The organism is Sphingomonas sp. FG14 (assembly GCF_057809675.1).
Map to the genome: position 1 here is coordinate 34,498 of NZ_JBMDKK010000005.1, position 18,767 is coordinate 53,264.

15 protein-coding genes are annotated in these 18,767 nt (G+C 65.6%); 8 read left to right on the forward strand and 7 right to left on the reverse strand.

Features of this window, described 5'->3' with window-relative positions:
* The first annotated feature begins 6 nt into the window (after positions 1 to 6).
* From ACODTA_RS16975 to ACODTA_RS17010, 8 genes are all read left to right on the forward strand, one after another.
* On the forward strand, positions 7 to 2,349 hold the full coding sequence (locus ACODTA_RS16975) for a TonB-dependent receptor (protein ID WP_489067155.1): 2,343 nt from the start codon (positions 7 to 9) through the stop codon (positions 2,347 to 2,349).
* A gap of 34 nt (positions 2,350 to 2,383) precedes the next feature.
* Entirely contained in the window at positions 2,384 to 3,649 is a 1,266-nt protein-coding gene (locus tag ACODTA_RS16980) for an MFS transporter (protein ID WP_489067156.1), read from the forward strand.
* Positions 3,650 to 3,772: 123 nt separating this feature from the next.
* The gene (locus ACODTA_RS16985) at positions 3,773 to 4,963 is read left to right on the forward strand and encodes an amidohydrolase family protein (RefSeq protein ID WP_489067157.1); all 1,191 of its coding nucleotides are present in this window, start codon (positions 3,773 to 3,775) and stop codon (positions 4,961 to 4,963) included.
* Positions 4,953 to 6,074 (forward strand): LysR family transcriptional regulator, encoded by a 1,122-nt coding sequence (locus tag ACODTA_RS16990; protein WP_489067158.1) that lies wholly within the window; start codon positions 4,953 to 4,955, stop codon positions 6,072 to 6,074. The genes ACODTA_RS16985 and ACODTA_RS16990 overlap by 11 nt, the downstream gene beginning before the upstream one ends.
* Positions 6,075 to 6,201: 127 nt before the next feature.
* Positions 6,202 to 7,203, forward strand: coding sequence for a Rieske 2Fe-2S domain-containing protein (locus ACODTA_RS16995; protein ID WP_489067159.1), 1,002 nt, complete (start codon positions 6,202 to 6,204; stop codon positions 7,201 to 7,203).
* Positions 7,204 to 7,287: 84 nt separating this feature from the next.
* On the forward strand, positions 7,288 to 8,094 hold the full coding sequence (locus ACODTA_RS17000; protein WP_489067160.1) for an acetoacetate decarboxylase family protein: 807 nt from the start codon (positions 7,288 to 7,290) through the stop codon (positions 8,092 to 8,094).
* Positions 8,094 to 8,960, forward strand: coding sequence for an SDR family NAD(P)-dependent oxidoreductase (locus tag ACODTA_RS17005; protein WP_489067161.1), 867 nt, complete (start codon positions 8,094 to 8,096; stop codon positions 8,958 to 8,960). Before ACODTA_RS17000 ends, ACODTA_RS17005 begins: the two co-directional genes overlap by 1 nt.
* Before the next feature lie 32 nt (positions 8,961 to 8,992).
* Positions 8,993 to 10,357 (forward strand): MFS transporter, encoded by a 1,365-nt coding sequence (locus tag ACODTA_RS17010; protein WP_489067162.1) that lies wholly within the window; start codon positions 8,993 to 8,995, stop codon positions 10,355 to 10,357.
* Here the strand turns inward: ACODTA_RS17010 and ACODTA_RS17015 are convergent.
* The 7 genes from ACODTA_RS17015 to ACODTA_RS17045 are packed head-to-tail and all read right to left on the reverse strand — an operon-like array spanning position 10,342 to position 18,763.
* Positions 10,342 to 11,847 carry a malonate--CoA ligase gene (locus ACODTA_RS17015; RefSeq protein ID WP_489067163.1) on the reverse strand — a complete coding sequence of 502 codons (1,506 nt, stop codon included), beginning with the start codon at positions 11,845 to 11,847 and terminating at the stop codon, positions 10,342 to 10,344. The two genes, ACODTA_RS17010 and ACODTA_RS17015, sit on opposite strands and share 16 nt — an antisense overlap.
* A complete protein-coding gene (locus tag ACODTA_RS17020) occupies positions 11,844 to 13,184 on the reverse strand; it encodes a malonyl-CoA decarboxylase (protein WP_489067164.1) in 1,341 nt (446 codons plus the stop codon). The genes ACODTA_RS17015 and ACODTA_RS17020 overlap by 4 nt, the downstream gene beginning before the upstream one ends.
* A complete protein-coding gene (locus ACODTA_RS17025) occupies positions 13,181 to 13,612 on the reverse strand; it encodes an acyl-CoA thioesterase (RefSeq protein WP_489067165.1) in 432 nt (143 codons plus the stop codon). Before ACODTA_RS17025 ends, ACODTA_RS17020 begins: the two co-directional genes overlap by 4 nt.
* The gene (locus ACODTA_RS17030) at positions 13,605 to 14,189 is read right to left on the reverse strand and encodes a carboxymuconolactone decarboxylase family protein (RefSeq protein ID WP_489067166.1); all 585 of its coding nucleotides are present in this window, start codon (positions 14,187 to 14,189) and stop codon (positions 13,605 to 13,607) included. The genes ACODTA_RS17025 and ACODTA_RS17030 overlap by 8 nt, the downstream gene beginning before the upstream one ends.
* 3 nt (positions 14,190 to 14,192) lie before the next feature.
* Positions 14,193 to 14,945 carry an SDR family oxidoreductase gene (locus tag ACODTA_RS17035; protein ID WP_489067167.1) on the reverse strand — a complete coding sequence of 251 codons (753 nt, stop codon included), beginning with the start codon at positions 14,943 to 14,945 and terminating at the stop codon, positions 14,193 to 14,195.
* Positions 14,942 to 16,705, reverse strand: coding sequence for a hydantoinase B/oxoprolinase family protein (locus tag ACODTA_RS17040; protein ID WP_489067168.1), 1,764 nt, complete (start codon positions 16,703 to 16,705; stop codon positions 14,942 to 14,944). The genes ACODTA_RS17035 and ACODTA_RS17040 overlap by 4 nt, the downstream gene beginning before the upstream one ends.
* Positions 16,706 to 16,708: 3 nt before the next feature.
* The gene (locus tag ACODTA_RS17045; RefSeq protein ID WP_489067169.1) at positions 16,709 to 18,763 is read right to left on the reverse strand and encodes a hydantoinase/oxoprolinase family protein; all 2,055 of its coding nucleotides are present in this window, start codon (positions 18,761 to 18,763) and stop codon (positions 16,709 to 16,711) included.
* Positions 18,764 to 18,767 lie beyond the last annotated feature (4 nt).

Below are 18,767 nucleotides of genomic sequence, written 5' to 3' on the forward strand. Positions count from 1 at the left end.
GGGATTATGAATCGTCGCGCCCGATTGATCATGCTGATGAACACCGTTGCCGCCATGCTGTGTGCCGAGCCGGCCTTCGCCCAGGCCGAATCCGCAGAATCCGCCGCCCCCGCCAATGACGAGATCGTCGTCACCGCACAGCGCCGCGAGGAAAGGCTGGTCGATGTTCCGATCTCGGTTTCCGCGATCGGCGAGCAGCGCCTCGAAAATGCGGGCGCGACCACCGTCACCGCGATCGGCACCGTTGTTCCCAATATCCAGATCAACGAGACCGTCGGCAATTCCTGGAGCCCGCTGATCTCGATCCGTGGCCTCGCACCGGCAGGCGATACCAGCCTGGGCCGTGACCAGCCTGTCGGCATCTATATCGATGGCGTGCCCGTCTCGAAATCGACGGGGGCCGCGTTCGACACCGTCGATCTCCAGCGCGTCGAAGTGCTGCGCGGGCCGCAGGGCACGCTCTACGGCAAGAACACGATCGGCGGCGCGATCAATCTCGTCACGCGCAAGCCCAGCGGCGAGTTCGGCGGCCAGCTCCTGCTCGGAATCGGTGAGGACGGGCTCTACACGCAAAGGCTGATGGTGAACGTGCCGACGATCGAAAGCGGGCTCGGCGCGATCAAGATGAAGTTCGGCGTCTCGGGCCGGCAGTTCGGCGGCTTCTACAAGAATAGCGGCCCGGCGCATGGCGATTTCGGCGAGCAGGAACAGGTCGCCGCGCGTGCCGATATCCTGTGGGAACCGACGAGCAACCTGTCGATCGGCTATGCCTATGACATCACCGACAGCAAGGGCACCGGCGTCATGCTGGCGATCAGCGCGCCGGGCCTGATCTCGCCCACGGGATCGCTGAAGGCGCTGTATCCGCTGATCGCCAATTCCATCCATACCGAACGCCCCCGCGGCATCGCGACCGATGCCACCGGCCGCAGCAATTTCAGCGTCCATGGCCATGCCGTGACCGCCGAATATGATGCGGGCGCGACGCCCTTCGGCGAAGTCACGCTCAAGTCGATCACCGCCTGGCGCAATCTCAAGACGCGCAGCAACAGCGATTTCGACGGCACCGTTTCCGATCTGCTGCGCTTCACGCTCGACAATGATTATCGCCAGTTCACTCAGGAATTGCAGGTGATCGGCACGAGCGACGATTTCCGCTACACGCTTGGCGCCTTCTACATGCGCGACAGCTATGGCGTGTACAATCCGCGTTGGTCGGTCCAGCTCGGCGTCAAGAACCGCTTTGATCTGAGCGATCGCGGCGCGCGCAACAAGTCGATCGCCGGCTATGGCCAGTTCACCTGGAGTCCTTCGGCGCTCGACAACCGGCTGGACGTGACCGCCGGCCTGCGCTGGACCAAGGAAACGAAGCGCGTCCGCAACCTGTTCTTCTCGTACAGCAACTATGCGGCCAATCCGGCCAATCCGCTGTCGGGCGTGTTCCAGCGCGATGCGAACGGCAATCCGGTCACGCGCAGCGGCGGCCCCGCTTCGGGTGTGCTGCCCAGCGGCAACGGACCCGGGCCTTACGACCTGATCCCGCTCGAGAACCAGAAATCCTGGTCGCGGCTCACGCCCGAAGCGAGCATCTCCTTCGCGATCCAGCGTGATTTCAACGTCTATGCGCGCTTCGCGACGGGCTTCAAGAGCGGCGGGTTCAACGATACCGCGGCCAACAACTCGGCGTTCAACACGCCCTTCGATCCCGAAAAGCTCACCTCGTTCGAACTCGGCACCAAGGGCATCTTCCTCAATGGACGCCTCAGCCTGAACGCCGCTGTCTATCACAGCATCTACAAGGATTTTCAGGCGGGCGTGTTCGTCCCCGCGCTCATCACCACCAACATCATCAATGCCGGCAAGGCGAGCTATACCGGTTTCGAGCTGGAAGGGCAGGTGCGCCCTGTCGACAATCTCACGCTCAATTTCGGCTATGGCTATGTCGACGCCAAATATGACGAGTTCATCCTGCCCAATGGCCAGGATGTCACGAACAGCTATGTCATCCCGCTCGTGCCCAAGCATAATTTCCAGATCGGCGGGCAGTGGCGCATCCCGATGGGCGAGGTCGACCTGACCCCCAGCCTCAATTATTCCTGGCGCGGTTCGCAGCACAGCAACATCGCGCCCGATCCGCTGACCAAGCGCATCGCCTATGGCCTGCTCGACGGACGCGTCACCCTGGGCGGCATCGATCTCGGCGGCGGGACGGAATTCGAATTCTCGGTCTGGGGCCGAAACCTCACCGACAAGAAATACTGGACCGCCGCGATCAATCTCGGCCTGTTCACCGTCCGCCAATGGGGTGATCCCCGCACCTTCGGCGCCGAGGCCAGGTTGCGTTTCTGATCCTCCGCCATCGCAGCGTCAGGCAGTGGATCGGATGTCACTCGCAGCGGGACCACGCCTGTCGCGCATCGCCTTCGCGTCGCTGTTCGCGACCACGCTGGCGACCGCGATCGGCAATACCGGACTGATCTCGGTGATGCCGACGGTCGGCCGCGAGATCGGCATCTCCGACTTCCTGATCGCCGGCATCTTTTCCCTGTCGGCGCTGATGTGGGCGATCTCCTCACCCTATTGGGCGGGCTTGTCGGATCGGCGCGGCCGCAAGCCGCTGATCCTGGTCGGGCTATGCGGCTTCGTCTTCTCGATGATGGGCTGCGGGCTGGTCGTTCTCGCCGGGCTCGATCGGATGGCGGCGCCCTTCATCGTCTTCCTCGCCTTCCTCATCATCCGCTCCAGCTACGGCATCTTCGGATCGGCGTCGGCCACCGCGGCGCAGGCCTATGTCGCCGATCACAGCAGCGGCGAGGCGCGCGTGCGCGCGATCGCGGCGCTTGGCGGCGCGCTCAGCCTGGGCACGATATTGGGGCCGGCGATGGCGCCATTCCTGATTCTGCCGCCCGCCGGCCTTGCCGGGCCGATGTTCCTGTTCGGGCTGGGCGGCGGCGCGATCCTGCTGCTCGTCGCGGTGGCGCTGCCGCGCGACACGCCGCGACATCTGGCGCAGCCGGGCGAGAATATCGGGATGACGGCGCGCGAGATCTGGCGTGATACGAAGGTGCGCCCATTCCTTGTCTACGGCTTCGTGATCAATTCGGCGCAGGCCGCCAACACCTATACGCTGGGTTTCCTCGTCATCGATCGGCTGGCGCTGCCCCCGGTCGCGGCTCAGGGAGAGATCGGCATCGCGATGGTGGCGGGCGCGGTCGCGGGGCTGGTCGCGCAATGGGGCCTGATCGGGGTCGGTGGCATGATGCCGCGTGCGCTGCTGCGCTGGGGCGCGGCGCTGGCGCTGGCCGGAAACGCGCTGATCGTGTTGCTGCCGGGCTATCCCGCGCTCGTCGCCGCCTTCGCCCTCGTCAATCTGGGCTATGGCCTGGCGCGGCCGGGCTTCAGCGCGGGCGCCTCGCTCATGGCGCCGGATGCCGGGCAGGGGGCGGTGGCCGGCGCGCTGTCGGCGATCGCCGGCGCCGCGATCGTCGTGCCGCCGATCATTGCCGTCATGCTTTATCAATTGTTTCCAGCCGCGCCTTTCATCGTTCTTGCCGGATCGCTGGCGGCGTTGCTCGTCTACACGTTGATTACGCCGACATTGGCGGAATTCCGCGCTTCAGCACCATCGATCGTTTCCTGTGAGCGATAGTTTGTGCGCGGTGGTTGCCTTGTGGCGGCGGGGAACGGCGCGGTATTCTCGGGAAGAAGGATCGGATGGGCGGTGGAGCCGAAACGGCCGGCCCAGCCCGACATCAGCAGGAGAGTGAGTTTCATGGATCGCTATCTCGTCATTTCGTCCGACGGCCATGCGGGCCTGCCGCCCGAACGCTATCGCGACTATCTGGAGAGCAGATACCATGCGCAGTTCGACGAGCGCGTCGCGCGCGAGATCAAGATGCGCGAGGAGCATGAGAAGCTGTTCCTGCTCGACGATTTCAACACCAAATGGCGCGCCCGCGTCGGCGACGGACTGGAGGGCGCATGGGATCCCGTGATCCGCAACCGCGTGCTCGATCATGACGGCGTCGCGGCGGAGGTGCTGTTCCCCGACGGCATCACCGAGCGCAACGCGCCACCCTTCGGCGCCGATGTCGGGCTGCGCCCCTTCGGCGTCGATCCCGAACTGCAATGGGCAGGCGCACGGGCGCATAATCGCTGGCTCGCCGAATTCTGCAGCGAGGATCCGGTGCGGCGCATCGGCCTGGCGGTGATCCCCGCGCTCTACGATGTCGAGGCGAATCTGAAGGAGATACGCTGGGCGCGAGAGGCCGGGTTGAAGGGCGTGTTCCTGCCCGCGATCATGGACGGCTACGCCATGTACAACCACCGGAAATATTATCCGATGTGGGATCTGCTGCAGGAACTGAACATGCCTGTTCATTTCCATTCGGGCGGCGCGCCGGCCTATGACACCAGCCAGCCCGGCTGGATCGGGACCTATCTGTCCGAATATGCCTTCTGGCTGACGCGGCCGATGTGGACGATGATCTTCGGCGGCGTGTTCGAGCTTTATCCCCGGCTCAACGTCGTCTTCACCGAGGCCGGCGGCGAATTCTGGTTCCCCTGGATGATCGAGCTGATGGATGTGCGCGCCTCGGTGAAGCACACCAGCGGCAAGCTGGGCGATTACAATTCGAACCTGACGATGAAGCCCAGCGAATATTTCGCGCGCAACATCCATGTCGGTTGTTCGGCGCTGCCCGACGAGGAAACGACCGAGGCCTATTACAAGATCGGCATCGACCGCATCATGTGGGGCACCGACTATCCGCACCCAGAGGGTACGTGGCCGGCAACGCTGGACAAGATGACGATCAGCCTGGGCGGCCTACCCGATACGGATATCCAGAAGATGTTGGCCGGCAATGCGCTGAACGTCTACGACGTCGATACGGACGGGCTCTGGGCGCTCGCCGCGAAGATCGGTCCCCAAAAGGCGCAGTTCGAAAAGCGTGCCGCCTGAACGCGAGCGGCTGTCGGGCCGTGCGCGTCCCGGCCTCTCGCGTTTCGATCCTCAATATCCCGATTTGTCGCGTATCGTGAACAATCGCGACGGATCGGGATTTCCATCCGCCCCGGACCCGACTAGCCTTTCCCGCAACGCCGCGCTCGACGCGGCATGGCAGGGGATGCGGCCGGTGACGTGGCGAGGGATCGAGGAGTTTCTGGCGGTCGTCGATACCGGCAGCTTCACCGCCGGAGCGGAGGCGCTGGGCGTTTCCAAATCCTATGTCAGCAAGATGGTGAGCGAGCTGGAGGCGCGCGTGAACGCGCAGCTTCTCGTCCGCACGACGCGGCGGCTGTCGCTCACCGCCGCGGGGGACGTGTTCCATCAGCGCTGCCAGGAAATGCGCGCCTCGCTCGTCGATGTCGAACGCCAGATGGCGCAATTCCAGGAACGTCCGGTCGGACGGCTGCGCGTGGGGCTGAGCGATATCTTCGGCGTCAGCTATATGTCGTCGATCGTCGCCGATTTCAGCGCCCGGCATCCCGACATCTCGGTCGAGGTCGTCGCCTATCTGCGCGAAAGCGAACTGGTGCAGGAACAGTTCGACGTCGTCATCCGCTATGGCCGGCTCAACGATTCAAGCCTCAAGGCGCGGCTGTTCGGCTTTCTCTCCTACTGTTTGTGCGCGTCGCCCAACTATGTCGCGCAGCATGGCTGGCCGTCCTCGCCGGCCGAACTGGCCGGCCATTCCTGCCTGACCGATCTGGGCGGGCACTTCCATTTCAACGACGACGATGCGGCGAACGGCCGGGTCAGGGTGTCTGGCAACTGGAAAAGCAACAGCGGCCTCGCGCTGGCGTCGGCGGCGCGGCATGGCATCGGCATCGCGCAGATCCCGATCAGCGTGATCCGCGACGACCTGCGCGAAGGGCGGCTGGCCGCGCTCGACGAGGAATGGGCCTATTATGACAAGGAGGTCTGGGCGGTGTTCTCGCCAGGCATGATGCCGGCCGCGACCCGCGCCTTCATCGATCATCTGGCGGTCAGCTTCGAACATCGCAAGCTGCGCCCCTGGATGGAGCCGGCGATGAGCGCGCTCGCCAGCCATCTGCACCGTAGCAGATAGGATGTTTTGAGCCGGATTGTGCATCACCGCGCACAGTGCGTCCCCATCGGGGCGCTTCCGTGTCCGGCCCGAGCGGCTATGCTGATCGTAGAAGGACCGGTGCAAAGCCGGCCGATGGGAGAATAGGATGGTGGTTCAGCGTTTCCCGATGGGCATCCCGTTCGGCTGGTTCTTCGTCAGCTATAGCGACGAGATCGCTGTGGGCGAGGTGAAGCCGCTCCACTATTTCGGTCGAGACCTGGTGATCTTCCGCGGCGAATCCGGCGATGTCGGCCTGCTCGACGCCTATTGCCCGCATCTCGGCGCGCATATGGGACATGGCGGCACGGTTGATGGCGACAAGCTGCGCTGCCCTTTCCATAGCTGGGCGTTCCGCCCCGACGGCTTCTGCGTCGATATCCCCTATGCCAAGGCGATCCCGCCGATCACCAAGCGCGAACCGATCGCGCGGCCCTATCCCGTGGTCGAGAAGAACGGGGTCGTCTGGGCCTGGTATCATCCCGATCGCATCGAGCCGACCTTCGACGTGATCGAGCATGCGCCCTTCACCGAAAGCGGCTGGAGCGCGCCGGTTCGCCGTTTCTGGGCCTTCTCCAGCAATCCGCAGGAGATCGCGGAGAACGGCGTCGACCTCGCGCATTTCGAATATGTCCACAAGATGGAGGCGGTGCCCGAGGGCAAGACAGCCTATGACGGGCATATCCGCCGTAGCGATGCGCAGGGCGAGCGGGTGATTTCGCTTCCCGACGGTACGACGAAGATCATCCCGTCGAGCGTCAGCACGATCCAGAACGGCGCCGGACAGAAATTCACGCAGTTGAAGGGCGTGGTGACCCTGTCGCTGATGGTGCTGGCGACGCCGGTCGAGGCCGATCAGGTCGAACTGCGCTTCTGTTTCACTTTCCCCGAGACGCCGGAGGGCTCGCCCGAGCACAAGGCGGCGCTCATCGCGATCGAATATACCTGCGGCCAGAGCGGGGTCGAGGGCGACATTCCGATCTGGCACAACAAGATCCATCGCGCTCGCCCGCTGCTGTGCGACGGCGACGGCCCGATCCTGCGCTTCCGGCGCTATTTCGAGCAATTCTATACCGAGGGTGACACACCGCGGCAGATGGCCGCGGTCTAGCGCCCAATAACCAACAAGGACGATCGGCACGCGGACGACAGGTTCGCGTGGTCGGAGAGTCATGGCCCGCAAAGGAGAGACGATATGGTCAAGCTACGCTATGTTCAGGGTCCGGTCGCGACGCCGCAATCGGGCGGCCTCAACAACACCGTCCGCACCGTGCGCGCGCTGTACGAAACCGATGCGGAGATCGCGCGCGCCTTGCTGCCGCAGCCGCTGGTGCCCGCCGCGCGGCCTGAGATCTTCCTCCAGTTCGCGCATGTCGCGATGCATGTGACGCCGGAGACGACGGTCGAGATCGGCGCGCTGACCCTGGGCGTGATGTGCGATTACGAGGGCACGCGCGGCGGCTATGTCTTCCACATGGCGATGGAGGGCGAGACCGTCGTCACCAGCGGCCGCGAACGCTTCGGCGAACCCAAGAAGATCGCGGAAACAACGTTCGACAAGAATGGCGACCATGTCCGCGCCACCTGTTCGCGCCACGGCATCACCTATTTCGAGGTGGAGGGCACGATCGGCGCGGACCAGGGCAAGCCCGATCCGTTCGAGGAATATTTCTACTGCTACAAGGGCCTCCCCTCGATCACCACGCCCGGCGAATTCGACGGCGACGTCTATCTGACGCGGCTCAACTGGAAGCGGAACTATAGCCGCCATCATGCTTTCGATGGGGCGATCCGCTTCCATGAATCGGCCTATGATCCGATCGTCGACGTGCCGGTCCGGCGGATGTTGAGCCTCGATTATGTCGAGGGCGCGACCAACACCAGCGGGCAGTTGCTGCGCACCGTGCCGTCCGAATGGATCGCGCCCTTCTGGGTGCAGCGCAACGACGCGCCGTCCAATCCCGGCGTCGAGATCGCGCTTGCCGAAGCGAAGGCGGCCTGATGCGCGATTTCGCGGATCGCGTCGCGGTGGTCACGGGCGGCGCCAGCGGCGTCGGCCGTGCATTGTGCGAACAATTGGCGCGGGCGGGGGCGAAAGTGGTGCTCGCCGATATCGATCAGGCCCGGCTCGATGCCGTATCGGCAGAGATCGCGGCCGACACCGGCGCCGACGTTACAGGCATCCGTGTCGACGTCACCAAGGCGGATTCGGTCGAGGCGCTTGCGGATGCGATCTGGGCGCGGCACGGTGCGGTCCATCTGCTGTTCAACAATGCGGGGGTGGGGCTGGGTGAGGCGCAGCGCGCGATCTGGTCCTTGCCCGCCAATGACTGGCATTGGGGTTTCGACGTCAATCTGTTCGGCGTCGTCCACGGCATCCGCGCCTTCGTGCCGCGCATGCTGGCCTCGGGCGAGGAGGGGGTGGTGATCAACACCTCCTCGTCGAACGGCGGGCTGCGGTCGCTGCCCAATACGCCGATCTATGCCGCGTCCAAGGCGGCGGTCACCAGCGTCAGCGAAGTGCTCTACCAGCAATTGCTGCGCGAGGGCGATCGTGTCCGTGCAGCGGTGCTCTTTCCCGGGCCGCATGTCGTCAACACTTCGATCCTCGCGTCCAACCGCAATCGCCCCGCCGATTACGGTGCGACCGACGGCAACAAGCCGGCTTATGAGACGATGGAGGATCTTGTTCGCACCACCGGCCTCAAGATGGCGCTGACCGAGCCGGAGGAAGTCGCATCCTTCGCGCTGGAGGGCATTCGCGAGGGCCGTTTCTGGCTGCTGCCCGAAAGCGAGGATGGCGACGGCAAGCTGCGCGACAGGATTTCGGAACTGCTGGCCAGGGCCAATCCCGTATCGGCATGGTGAGGCGGATGATTTGAAGAGGGAAACGCGCAACGATGGCTAGCAATGCGGTGCGGGACGTGACAACGACGACGAACGGAGCCTATCGCTGGTATGTCGCGGGCGTTCTCTCGCTCGCCTATTGTTTCAGCGCGATCGATGCGCGCGTGCTCACCTTGCTGGTGGTGCCGATCAAGCAGGATCTCGGCCTCACCGATTTCCAGATCAGCCTGCTCCAGGGCTTCGCCTTCGCGCTGCTCTACAGTGTCGCTGCGATACCGATCGGCCGTTTTGTCGATACCAGCCGCGCGCGCACCCGCATCATCGTCGGGGGCGTCGTGCTCTGGTCGATCATGACGATGGCGTGCGGGCTGGCGCGCAGCTTCGGCCAGCTCTTCGCCGCGCGGATCGGCGTGGGCGTGGGGGAAGCGACGCTCAGCCCCACCGCCTATTCGCTGATCAGCGACTATTTCGATTCGAAGCGGCGGGCGCTCGCGATCAGCGTCTACGCCATCGGCTATCCGATAGGGGGCGGGCTCGCGCTCATCATCGGCGGGGTCTTGCTGCAATATTTCACCGGAACCGGCGGCATCACATTGCCCGTGATCGGCGCGCTGGCGCCGTGGCAGGCGGTGTTCGTCGTTGTCGGCCTTCCCGGTGCGATCATCGCGGGCCTGCTGATGACGGTGCGCGAGCCCGAAAGACGCGAACTGGCGAAGGGCTATGAGGGGCGGACGCTGCCCTTGTCGGGTGTCGTCGCCTATCTCCGTCAGCATTGGCGGCTCTATGGCATGCTGATCGGTTCGATTTCGCTGATCGGCATGCTCTCGATCGGCGTGACCTTGTGGTATCCGACATTCCTGATCCGCACCTACAAGATGTCGGTCACCGATGTCGGCCTGTATTACGGCACGGTGATGCTGATCTGCGGAACGATCGGCACGCTCGGTGGCGGCTGGCTATCGGGCCGGCTGATGCGCGCGGGGCGGCGCGACGCCAATATGCGGATCGTACTGATGACGACGATCCTCAAGGCATTACCGTTGATCGTCGGACCACTGATGCCCTCGCCGGCGCTTGCGTTGGGTTTCATGGCCGTCGGAACATTGATCGGCCAGGGCGCGCAGGGCGTGATCATCGCGGCGATCCAGGATGTGACGCCCAATCAGCTTCGCGGGCAGGTGATGGCGTTGACCCTGTTGTGCGTGAACCTGATCGGGCTTGGGCTGGGCGCCAGCTTCATCGCGGCGATCACCGATTTCGGCTTCGGCGACGAAGGCGCGCTGCGCTATTCCATCTCGCTCGCCGGTGCGGTGCTGCTGCCCTGCATCATCCTGCTGATCGCTGTCGGCATGCCTGTCTATCGCCGCGCTCTTGAGCGCATGGCGGCGGACGAGGCTCAGGATCAAGCGTCGGTATAACGCTCGCGCAGCACCGTCTTCTGGATCTTGCCCATCGCGTTCTTGGGCAGCGCATCGACGAAGTGGATCCGGCGCGGCTGCTTGAAGCGGGCGAGCTGCTCGGCGAGCGCCGCCTTCAGCGCGTCGCCATCGGCGAAGCCGGGATCGCGCGGCACCACCACGGCGACGACCGCTTCGCCCAGATCGGGATGGGGCACGCCGATCACCGCCGATTCACGGACCTGCGCCAGTTCGTCGAGCGCTGTCTCCACTTCGGCGGGATAGATGTTGAACCCGCCCGAAATGATCAGGTCCTTGGCGCGGCCGACGATCGAGACATAGCCGCGCGCGTCGATGAAGCCGAGATCGCCCGAAATGAAATGACCGCCGCGAAACTCCGCCTCGGTCTTTTCGGGCATCCGCCAATAACCCTTGAACACATTGGGGCCGGCGATCTCGATCACGCCGATCTCGCCCTGCGGCAGCACCACGCCGCTTTCGGGGTCGGCGATGCGGATGCTCACGCCCGGCAGCGGCTGGCCGACCGTGCCCGCGACGCGATCCCCGTCATAGGGGTTGGACGTGTTCATGTTGGTTTCGGTCATGCCATAGCGTTCGAGGATGGCATGGCCCGTCCGCTCGCTGAATTCACGGTGGATATCTGCGGAGAGCGGCGCCGAACCCGAGACGAACAGCCGCATGTGCGAAACCAGCGCGCGATCGAAGCCCGCCTCGCCAAGCAGCCGGATATAGAAGGTCGGCACGCCCATCATCACCGTCGCGCGCGGCAGCGCGTTCATGATCGCGCTGACGTCGAAACGCGGCAGGAACAGCATCGACGCGCCCGCCGCCAGCACGACATTGGTCGCGACGAACAGGCCATGGGTGTGGAAGATCGGCAGCGCATGCAGCAGCACATCGGCGCCGGTGAAGCGCCAATATTCGCGCAGCGTGAAGGCGTTGGAGGCGAGATTGTCGTGGCTCAGCATCGCTCCCTTGGAGCGGCCGGTAGTGCCGGAGGTGTAGAGGATCGCGGCCAGGTCGTCGTCGTCGCGCGGTACGGTCTCGAATGTGCCTTCGCAATCGGCGGCGATCGTGGCGAGCGAGCCGCCGCCCGCATCGTCCAGCGTCTCGACGCGCGCCACGCCGGCTGCCGCCGCGAGCGCGCGGATCGCTTCGGCCTTGGCGGGATCGCAGACGAACAGCGCGGGTTCGGCATCGCGCATGAAATAGTCGAGTTCGCCGCTGGTATAGGCGGTGTTGAGCGGCAGGAAGACCGCGCCCGCGCGCAGGCAGCCGAGATAGAGCATCAGCATGTCGATGCTCTTTTCCGTCTGCACCGCAACGCGGTCGCCCGGGGTGACGCCCAATGCGACGATGGCATTGGCGTAGCGGGCGGATCGCGCGGCGAGATCGGCATAGCTGACGATGCCGCCGCCGGGCAGCGTCGCGAAGGGACGTTCGCGATCCTCCGGGAAACAATCCGCGAGCCGCGCATAAAGATTGGTCATCGTCGATTCCTCGCCATCGCGCGTGCGGTGGGTTTCGTCAGTGGCCGCATCGTCGCGCGGAACGGATCGCCCAATATCACGGCGCCGTCATTGGCATAGGCTTCATGATAGGTTTCGATGTTCGCAAGATCGTAGAGATAATTGACCATCAGTCCCGCGCTCTGCCGCATGCCGTTGGCGGACGTGTCGCCCATCCAGTTCAGCCGTTCAAGTCGCGCGCCGTTGCCAAGGTGGAAACGCGCGACGGGATCGACCGGCCGGTTGTCGGCGGTTCGGGCGGTGGTGAAATACTCGATCGCCCGTGCGGTCAGGCTCGCGCGTGCCTCTTCGTCGAAATCGTCCGATTTGCAGGCTTCGGCCAGCGCCGGATCGCTCTTGCCGAGCCACGCGATGAAGCCCGGAATTGGTGACAGGGTCACGAAACAGTCGAGGCCGGGCAAGTCGCGTTTCAGATCGGACGCGACCTGCTTGATCAGGAAATGCCCGAACGACACACCCTTTAGCCCGGGTTGGCAATTGCTGATCGAATAGAAGACTGCGGTGTCGGCATCGGCCGACGCCATGGGAGCACGCGCGGGATCGAGCACCGCCTGGATCGCATCGGGCATGCCGCGCGTCAGCGCGACCTCCACGAAGATCAGGGGTTCGTCGGGCATGGCCGGATGGAAGAAGGCGAAACAGCGTCGGTCGGGCGGATCGAGCCGGCTCCGCAGATCGTTCCAGTCGCGGATATGGTGGACCGCTTCGTACCGGATCACGCGTTCGAGCAGGCTGGCTGGCGACGACCAGTCGATCTGCCGCATCGTCAGGAAGCCGCGATTGAACCAGGATTGCAGCAGATGGAGCAGGTCGGCGTCGACGGCATCGAGCGTGCCGCCCGCGCTTCTCGCTGCGCGCAGGAGATCGGCGCGCATCCCGACCAGTGCGGCGGTGCCGCCCGGCGCGAGGTTGAGCCTGCGGAAGAGTTCCTGTCGCGGCGCCTCGACGGCCTGCGCCAGCGCCGGCAACGCCGATGGTCCGTCAGCCTTGTAACGTGCCCATGCCGCATCGAGCGCGGTCGCGCCGGTGTCGAAGCGTTCCGCCAGCAGGCGGAAAAAGGCGAGGCGCTCGTCGGTCGTCGCCCCGGCATAGATTTGCAGCAATTCGGTCGCGATCAGTACGCCTGATGCCTCGCCGCGTCCCGACAACAGGCTGTGCGCCAGCCTTTCCAGCTGCATCGCATGCGATCCGGATCCGCTGGTGCGCCGTGCGAATGCGCCGGCCGCATATCGGCGCAGAAGGTTGCGGCCCTGGCGGGTGACGCCGTCGATCAGCCTTGGCAGCGCGATGCGTATCACGCGTGGATCCCGAACCGCTCCGCCACACGCGCGATGAAATTCTCCGGCAGCGGCTGCGCCCGGCGTTGCTTAAGGTCGAAGCAAACGGTGCGCGCGGCGAGCGCGGCGCACAGGCGATCCTCGGTGCGTTCGAACATGCGATATTCGATGCCGACCGACGTGCGGCCGATGCTCGTCACGCGGCCGTCGATCCTGACCAGCGCGCCGGCGGCCAGTTCCGAACGATAATCGATCTCGTGGCGGACATCGGCCCAGCCGCGATGTTCGAGCATGTCCTGCGCGGGGGCATGGCCGAGCGTCGCGAACAGATGATAGGTCGCGTCATCGAACATGCCCAGATAATGGCGTGTCGTCAGATGTCCCATCGCGTCGCATAGCCAGGGATGGACGACGGCGAAGCCGCAATCGATCGGATGGCCTTCAGCCATGGCTGCCGATTTCCCAGCCGTGCGGCGCCAGATGTGCCTCGGCGAAACCGCGTGGCGTTTCTTCTAGCGGCATCGCCAGGCTGTCGTTCCAGCGATTGAAGAAGCCGTAGAGCGCGATCGCGGACAGCAGTTCCACGATCTGCCCGTCATCATAATGCGCGGCCAGTTCGGCATAGGCCTGGTCGGTGACGCCCGAAGGCGACTGGCCGGCGAGCATCGCGAAGCGCAATGCGCTGCGTTCCGCGTCGGTGAAGAGCGGACTGCGCTCGAAATCCCAGACCGCGTCGATCCGGGCGCTGTTCCCGCCATGCGCCGCGTTGCTCGCCGTGTGCGCGGCGCAATAGCGGCAGCCCGCCGCCATGCTCGCGACATGGCCCGCGAGATATTTCAGTTCGAGCGGCACGGCGCCGGTCGCCATGACGGCATTCCACAGGCCCAGCGTCGCGCCCAGGATCGCCGGTCGGTGGCCCAGTGTGGCGACGCTGCCGGGCAGTTCGGCGAAATGCTCGAGGAACGGCGCGACATCGATGCCTTTCGCCCCGAGCGCATCGGCATCCAGCAATTGCATGCGGCCCATTGGTCAGCCCTCCCACTCGGCATTGCCATCGACGCCGATGATCTGCGCGGTGATGTGGCGCGCGGCATCGGATGCGAGGAACCAGGCCATCTCGCCGATCTCGCTCGGCTGGATCTTGGTCCGCATCGAGATATAGCCCAGCGCCTCGGCCTCGATTTCGGCGACGGGGCGCTGCAGGCGTTCGGCGGCGCGCGCCATTAGTCCGCGCATGCGTTCGGTGTCCATGAAGCCGGGGCGGATGGCGTTGACGCGGATGCCGGCCGGGCCGAATTCGCGCGCGACGTTCCGGGTCAGCCCTTCCAGCGCCCATTTCGACGCGACATAGGCCGATCGGCCCGGCAGGCCGGTGACGGTCGACGCGGTCGAGATGTTGATGATCGCGCCTTCGCCCGTCGCGCGCATCGCCGGTGCGACCGCATGGATGGTATGGAACGCGCCATGGACGTTGACCGCGAAGCAGCGTGCCCATTCGTCCGGATCGTTGGTTTCGATGCCGCCGATCGGGCCGGCGACGCCGGCATTATTGATCAGTACCGAAATCGGCCCGACGCGATCGATCATCGCCGCCACGGCCGCCGGATCGGCGACGTCGGTGCGGCTGGTGACGATGCCCGGCAGCGCGGCCGCGATGCTGTCCAGCGCGGCCTGATCGACGTCGCAGACGATGACGCGATCGCCGCGCGCATGGAAAAGCTCCGCGATGGCGCGCCCGATGCCCGATGCGCCGGCCGTGACGAGTATCGATCTGCCGCTCATGCCGCTGCCCTCCGTTCGATCCGTGTTGCGGTTTCGTCGAGTGTGCCGTCGTCGGAGACCACGACGCCGTAGATTTCGCGCGCGCGCGCAGGGCTGATCAGGCCGCCCGCGACGTCGTCCGCAACGCGATTTGCCGGGCGTTCGCGCGGGTCGCCATAACCGCCGCCGCCGCACGAGATCGCGACGATGCGTTCGCCGTCCCGGATATGCACCTGCGCACAGGCATCGAGTGGGCCGTGCGTGCCGTCGCGCCGGATCAGATATTGATCGGCGCCGCCACCGGGCTGGCCGCCGCGCACGCCCGCCGGCAAATTGACATGCCCGTCGGACAGATAGCCGATATCCATGCCCGCGCCGACCGGGCCGAACTCGACGATGGTCGAGGGCGCGCCATTCTGCGTGCCCGCGCCTTCGCTATCGGTGACGAAACCGCGCCGGTGGACGATGATCGGTTGCGACAATTCGGCCAGTTCGACGCCGTCGATGCAGCACAGCCCGGCATTGCCGACATGGCCGATCGTCCACCAGGCGTCGCTGGCCGGGCTCGCGGCGCCGCCGCTCATCGCTAGGAATATCTGGTTGACGAAGGGGCGGCCGGTGCGCGGATCGATGCCGGAGACCACGCCCGCCGAAGGCGCGATCACCGATCCCACTTCCGCCATGCCGATGCCCTCGCCCAGCCCGGCAAGCGCGGTCTGGACGCTGTTGGCGGCACGGTCGGCGATGTTGGTGGTCGCGGCCGAGCAGGAAAAGGGATGGGTCGGTATCCCGGCGATACAGCCCTCGCGCAGCTTCACGTCGATCCGCCGGAACGATCCGGCGTTTTTCGGCACGTCATGATCGATGCTGTTGAACACGCCGATCATCGCCGCGGTGCGCGCGCAGGCTTCGGACAGGTTCATGCCGCAGGGCAGGCAATCGGGATTGTCGGCCATGTCGACCGCGACGCGGCCAGCCGCCGGATCGACATCGACGGTCGCGGTGATCTTCAATCCTTCGGCGGGCAGCCCGGGAAAGGGATCGTGCGTGCTCGATCCGGTCACGCGGCCGGCGGGCAGCCTGCCGATCGCATCGGCCATCCGTGCTTCCGAATAATCGAACCACTGTGCGGCGAATGCTTCCAGCCGGTCCCAGCCGATCTCCGCCGCCAGTTCTCCCAGCGCTTTTTCGCCGATCCGCGCCGCGCCGACGGTGGAGAGATAATCGCCCCGCCATTGATGAGGCACGCGGATGCGCAATTCGCACATGCGGATGATGTCGTCGATATCGCGTCCGTCGCGCTGGACCTGTACGGCGGGAAACAGGAGAGCGCCCTCATGATAGACGTCGCGTGCTTCCGCCATGTACGTCGTCGGCTGGCTGTTGCCGATATCCGCCTGATGCGCCTTGGCGAGAACGGTGAAGCGATGCCGCCCCTCCGCGTCCATCACCGGCACGATCACACTCAGATCGGCGGGGTGCGAGCAGCCATGATAAGGCGAATTGTGCAGGAACGCATCGCCCGCGCGCAGCCCCGGATGAAACTGCTTCATGCTGCGCGCCATCATGTCGGGGCCGGAGAGGACATGGATGGGCAGGCTGTCAGCCGCGGTCAGAAGATCGCCGTCGCGCGTCAGCAGGCAGCAGGAAAAGTCGCGCGCGCGGTTGATCACGCCGGAGCGGCCGGTGCGGAGCAAGGTGTTGGACATCTTGCGGACCACGCCGTCCAGCCGGCTGCGCAGCACCGCCATTTCTGCGCCGTTCATCGGTTTGTCGGTCATCTCTCAGGCCTCGATCAGGATCGAGCCGTCGGCCGTCCGGCGAAAGCGGGCCGGCGGATCGACGACGATGGTGGTGAAGGCGGATTCGATCAGCGCCGGGCCGGCCACGGGCTGTTCGGCGGCCATGGCATCCCAGCGCAGCACCGGGGTCTCGATCCAGCCATGGCCGGAGAAATAGACCGGCCGCGACCGCGCTTCGCCGGTCGCCTCGGGGTCACCCTTCAACCGGAAAGCGGCGCCGGACCGCGCGGGACAGGATACGCGCGCGCGCAGCCCGATCAGTTCCACGGCGGAGCTTTCGTCGCGGATGGTGAAGAGCTGTTCGTGCGTCGCATCGAAAGCCGCCCGGAAGCGCGCGACATCGTCCTCGGTGGCGAAGGTGGCGCTGTCGAGCGGCACGTCGATATCCCATGCCTGCCCTTCATAACGGGCTTCCGCCACATAGCTGATCGATCCGGCGCGTTGCGCCCGCTCGATAAAGGCTTCGGCCTGACGCCGGACATCGGCGATCGCCTTGTCCGCGCGATCCAGATCGAAGGATGCGGTCGATGCGAAAGTGGTGACCGCGAACTCCGCCGCGATGTCGGACATCATCGCACCCGCCGCGCTCATCGCGGCGCCGGTTTCGGGGATCAGCAGTTCGCGGCAGCCGAGCCGCCGGGCGATGAACACCGAATTGAGGCCGGCGGCACCACCGCCGCCGATCAGCACGGCCTGGCCGGGATCGATGCCTTGATTGACCGTCATGTCCTGAATCGCCTGCACCATATTCTCGGTGGCCAGATCGAGGATGCTCCACGCGGCGTCCTCAACGCTGGTGCCGAGCCGGTCCGCGACGTCGCGGGCGATCGCAGCGCGCGATGCATCGCCGTCGAGCCGCATCGCACCGCCCAGGAAATAATCGGGATCGACATAGCCGAGCGCGACACAGGCGTCGGTCACGGTCGGGCGCGTGCCGCCACGTCCATAGCAGGCGGGACCGGGCGTCGATCCCGCGCTTCCCGGGCCAACGCGGAGCAGGCCCGCCGTATCGACGGTGGCGATGCTGCCGCCGCCGGCGCCGACGCTCTTCACGTCCACCGAGGGATAACCCGCCAGATGACCACGATAGGGCTCGCCGATCCACAGGTCTCGCGTCATCGGGATGCGGCCGTCGCTGACCAGGCTGATATCGTAGGTGGTTCCGCCGGTATCGGCGACGATCGCGGTGCGCCATGCACCTTCGCGTCCCGCATAATGGCGCCCCGCGACGGGCGCCATCGATGGGCCGGAGTTGATCACGCGGATCGGCGCGGCGGCGACTTCGCTCGCTTCCACCATGCCCCCCGCGCTGGTCAGAACCATCACCTTGCCGCCGAAGCCCGCCTCGGCCAGCCGCGCGGTCAGGCCGCCCAGATAATGCGTCATCAGCGGTTTGAGCGACGCGTCGATCGCGGCCGAGGATGCGCGGCGGAATTCGCGCAATGTGGGATTGACCGCATGCGACAGGCTGTAGGGAGTGCCGGGCAGATGTGTTTCGATCAGCTCGCCGACGCGGCGTTCATGCGCCGGATTGATCGTCGACCAGAGCAACGCCACCGCGACCGCTTCCACTCCCGTCTCGCCGATGCGGCGCAGCGTCTCGACCAGCGCGGCCTCGTCGAGCGGCGTCATCACGACGCCGTCTGCTCCGATGCGCTCGTCGGCCTCGAATGTCAGTGCGCGCGGCACGAAGGGGGCGGGATAGGGGATGGTGTGGTTGAAGGGCTCGGTGCGGCCGCCTTCGCGGAACAGCAATATGTCCCGGTGGCCGCGCGTGACGATCAGCGCGGTGCGCGCCGTGCGCCCGGTGATGATCGCGTTGATCGCATGGGTGGTGCCGTGGATGAAGCTGTCGCAGCGGCCGAGCAGTTCGGCCAGGCTCAGCCCGCGCGTGGAAGCCGCGCTGCGCAGCGCGTCGAGCACGCCGACGACGGGGTCGGACGGCACGGTCGATGCCTTGTGCAGCGTGATCGAGCCGTCATCGTCCTCGACGATCAGATCGGTGAAAGTGCCGCCGGTATCGGTTGCGAGACGCATGATC

Excerpts from the sequence above, each read along its gene's own strand:
- ACODTA_RS16975 (WP_489067155.1), top strand. The coding sequence starts at position 7 with ATGAATCGTCGCGCCCGATTGATCATGCTGATGAACACCGTTGCCGCC.
- ACODTA_RS16980 (WP_489067156.1), top strand. The coding sequence starts at position 2,384 with ATGTCACTCGCAGCGGGACCACGCCTGTCGCGCATCGCCTTCGCGTCG.
- ACODTA_RS16985 (WP_489067157.1), top strand. The coding sequence starts at position 3,773 with ATGGATCGCTATCTCGTCATTTCGTCCGACGGCCATGCGGGCCTGCCG.
- ACODTA_RS16995 (WP_489067159.1), top strand. The coding sequence starts at position 6,202 with ATGGTGGTTCAGCGTTTCCCGATGGGCATCCCGTTCGGCTGGTTCTTC.
- ACODTA_RS17000 (WP_489067160.1), top strand. The coding sequence starts at position 7,288 with ATGGTCAAGCTACGCTATGTTCAGGGTCCGGTCGCGACGCCGCAATCG.
- ACODTA_RS17005 (WP_489067161.1), top strand. The coding sequence starts at position 8,094 with ATGCGCGATTTCGCGGATCGCGTCGCGGTGGTCACGGGCGGCGCCAGC.
- ACODTA_RS17010 (WP_489067162.1), top strand. The coding sequence starts at position 8,993 with ATGGCTAGCAATGCGGTGCGGGACGTGACAACGACGACGAACGGAGCC.
- ACODTA_RS17015 (WP_489067163.1), bottom strand. The coding sequence starts at position 11,847 with ATGACCAATCTTTATGCGCGGCTCGCGGATTGTTTCCCGGAGGATCGC.
- ACODTA_RS17025 (WP_489067165.1), bottom strand. The coding sequence starts at position 13,612 with ATGGCTGAAGGCCATCCGATCGATTGCGGCTTCGCCGTCGTCCATCCC.
- ACODTA_RS17030 (WP_489067166.1), bottom strand. The coding sequence starts at position 14,189 with ATGGGCCGCATGCAATTGCTGGATGCCGATGCGCTCGGGGCGAAAGGC.
- ACODTA_RS17035 (WP_489067167.1), bottom strand. The coding sequence starts at position 14,945 with ATGAGCGGCAGATCGATACTCGTCACGGCCGGCGCATCGGGCATCGGG.
- ACODTA_RS17040 (WP_489067168.1), bottom strand. The coding sequence starts at position 16,705 with ATGACCGACAAACCGATGAACGGCGCAGAAATGGCGGTGCTGCGCAGC.
- ACODTA_RS17045 (WP_489067169.1), bottom strand. The coding sequence starts at position 18,763 with ATGCGTCTCGCAACCGATACCGGCGGCACTTTCACCGATCTGATCGTC.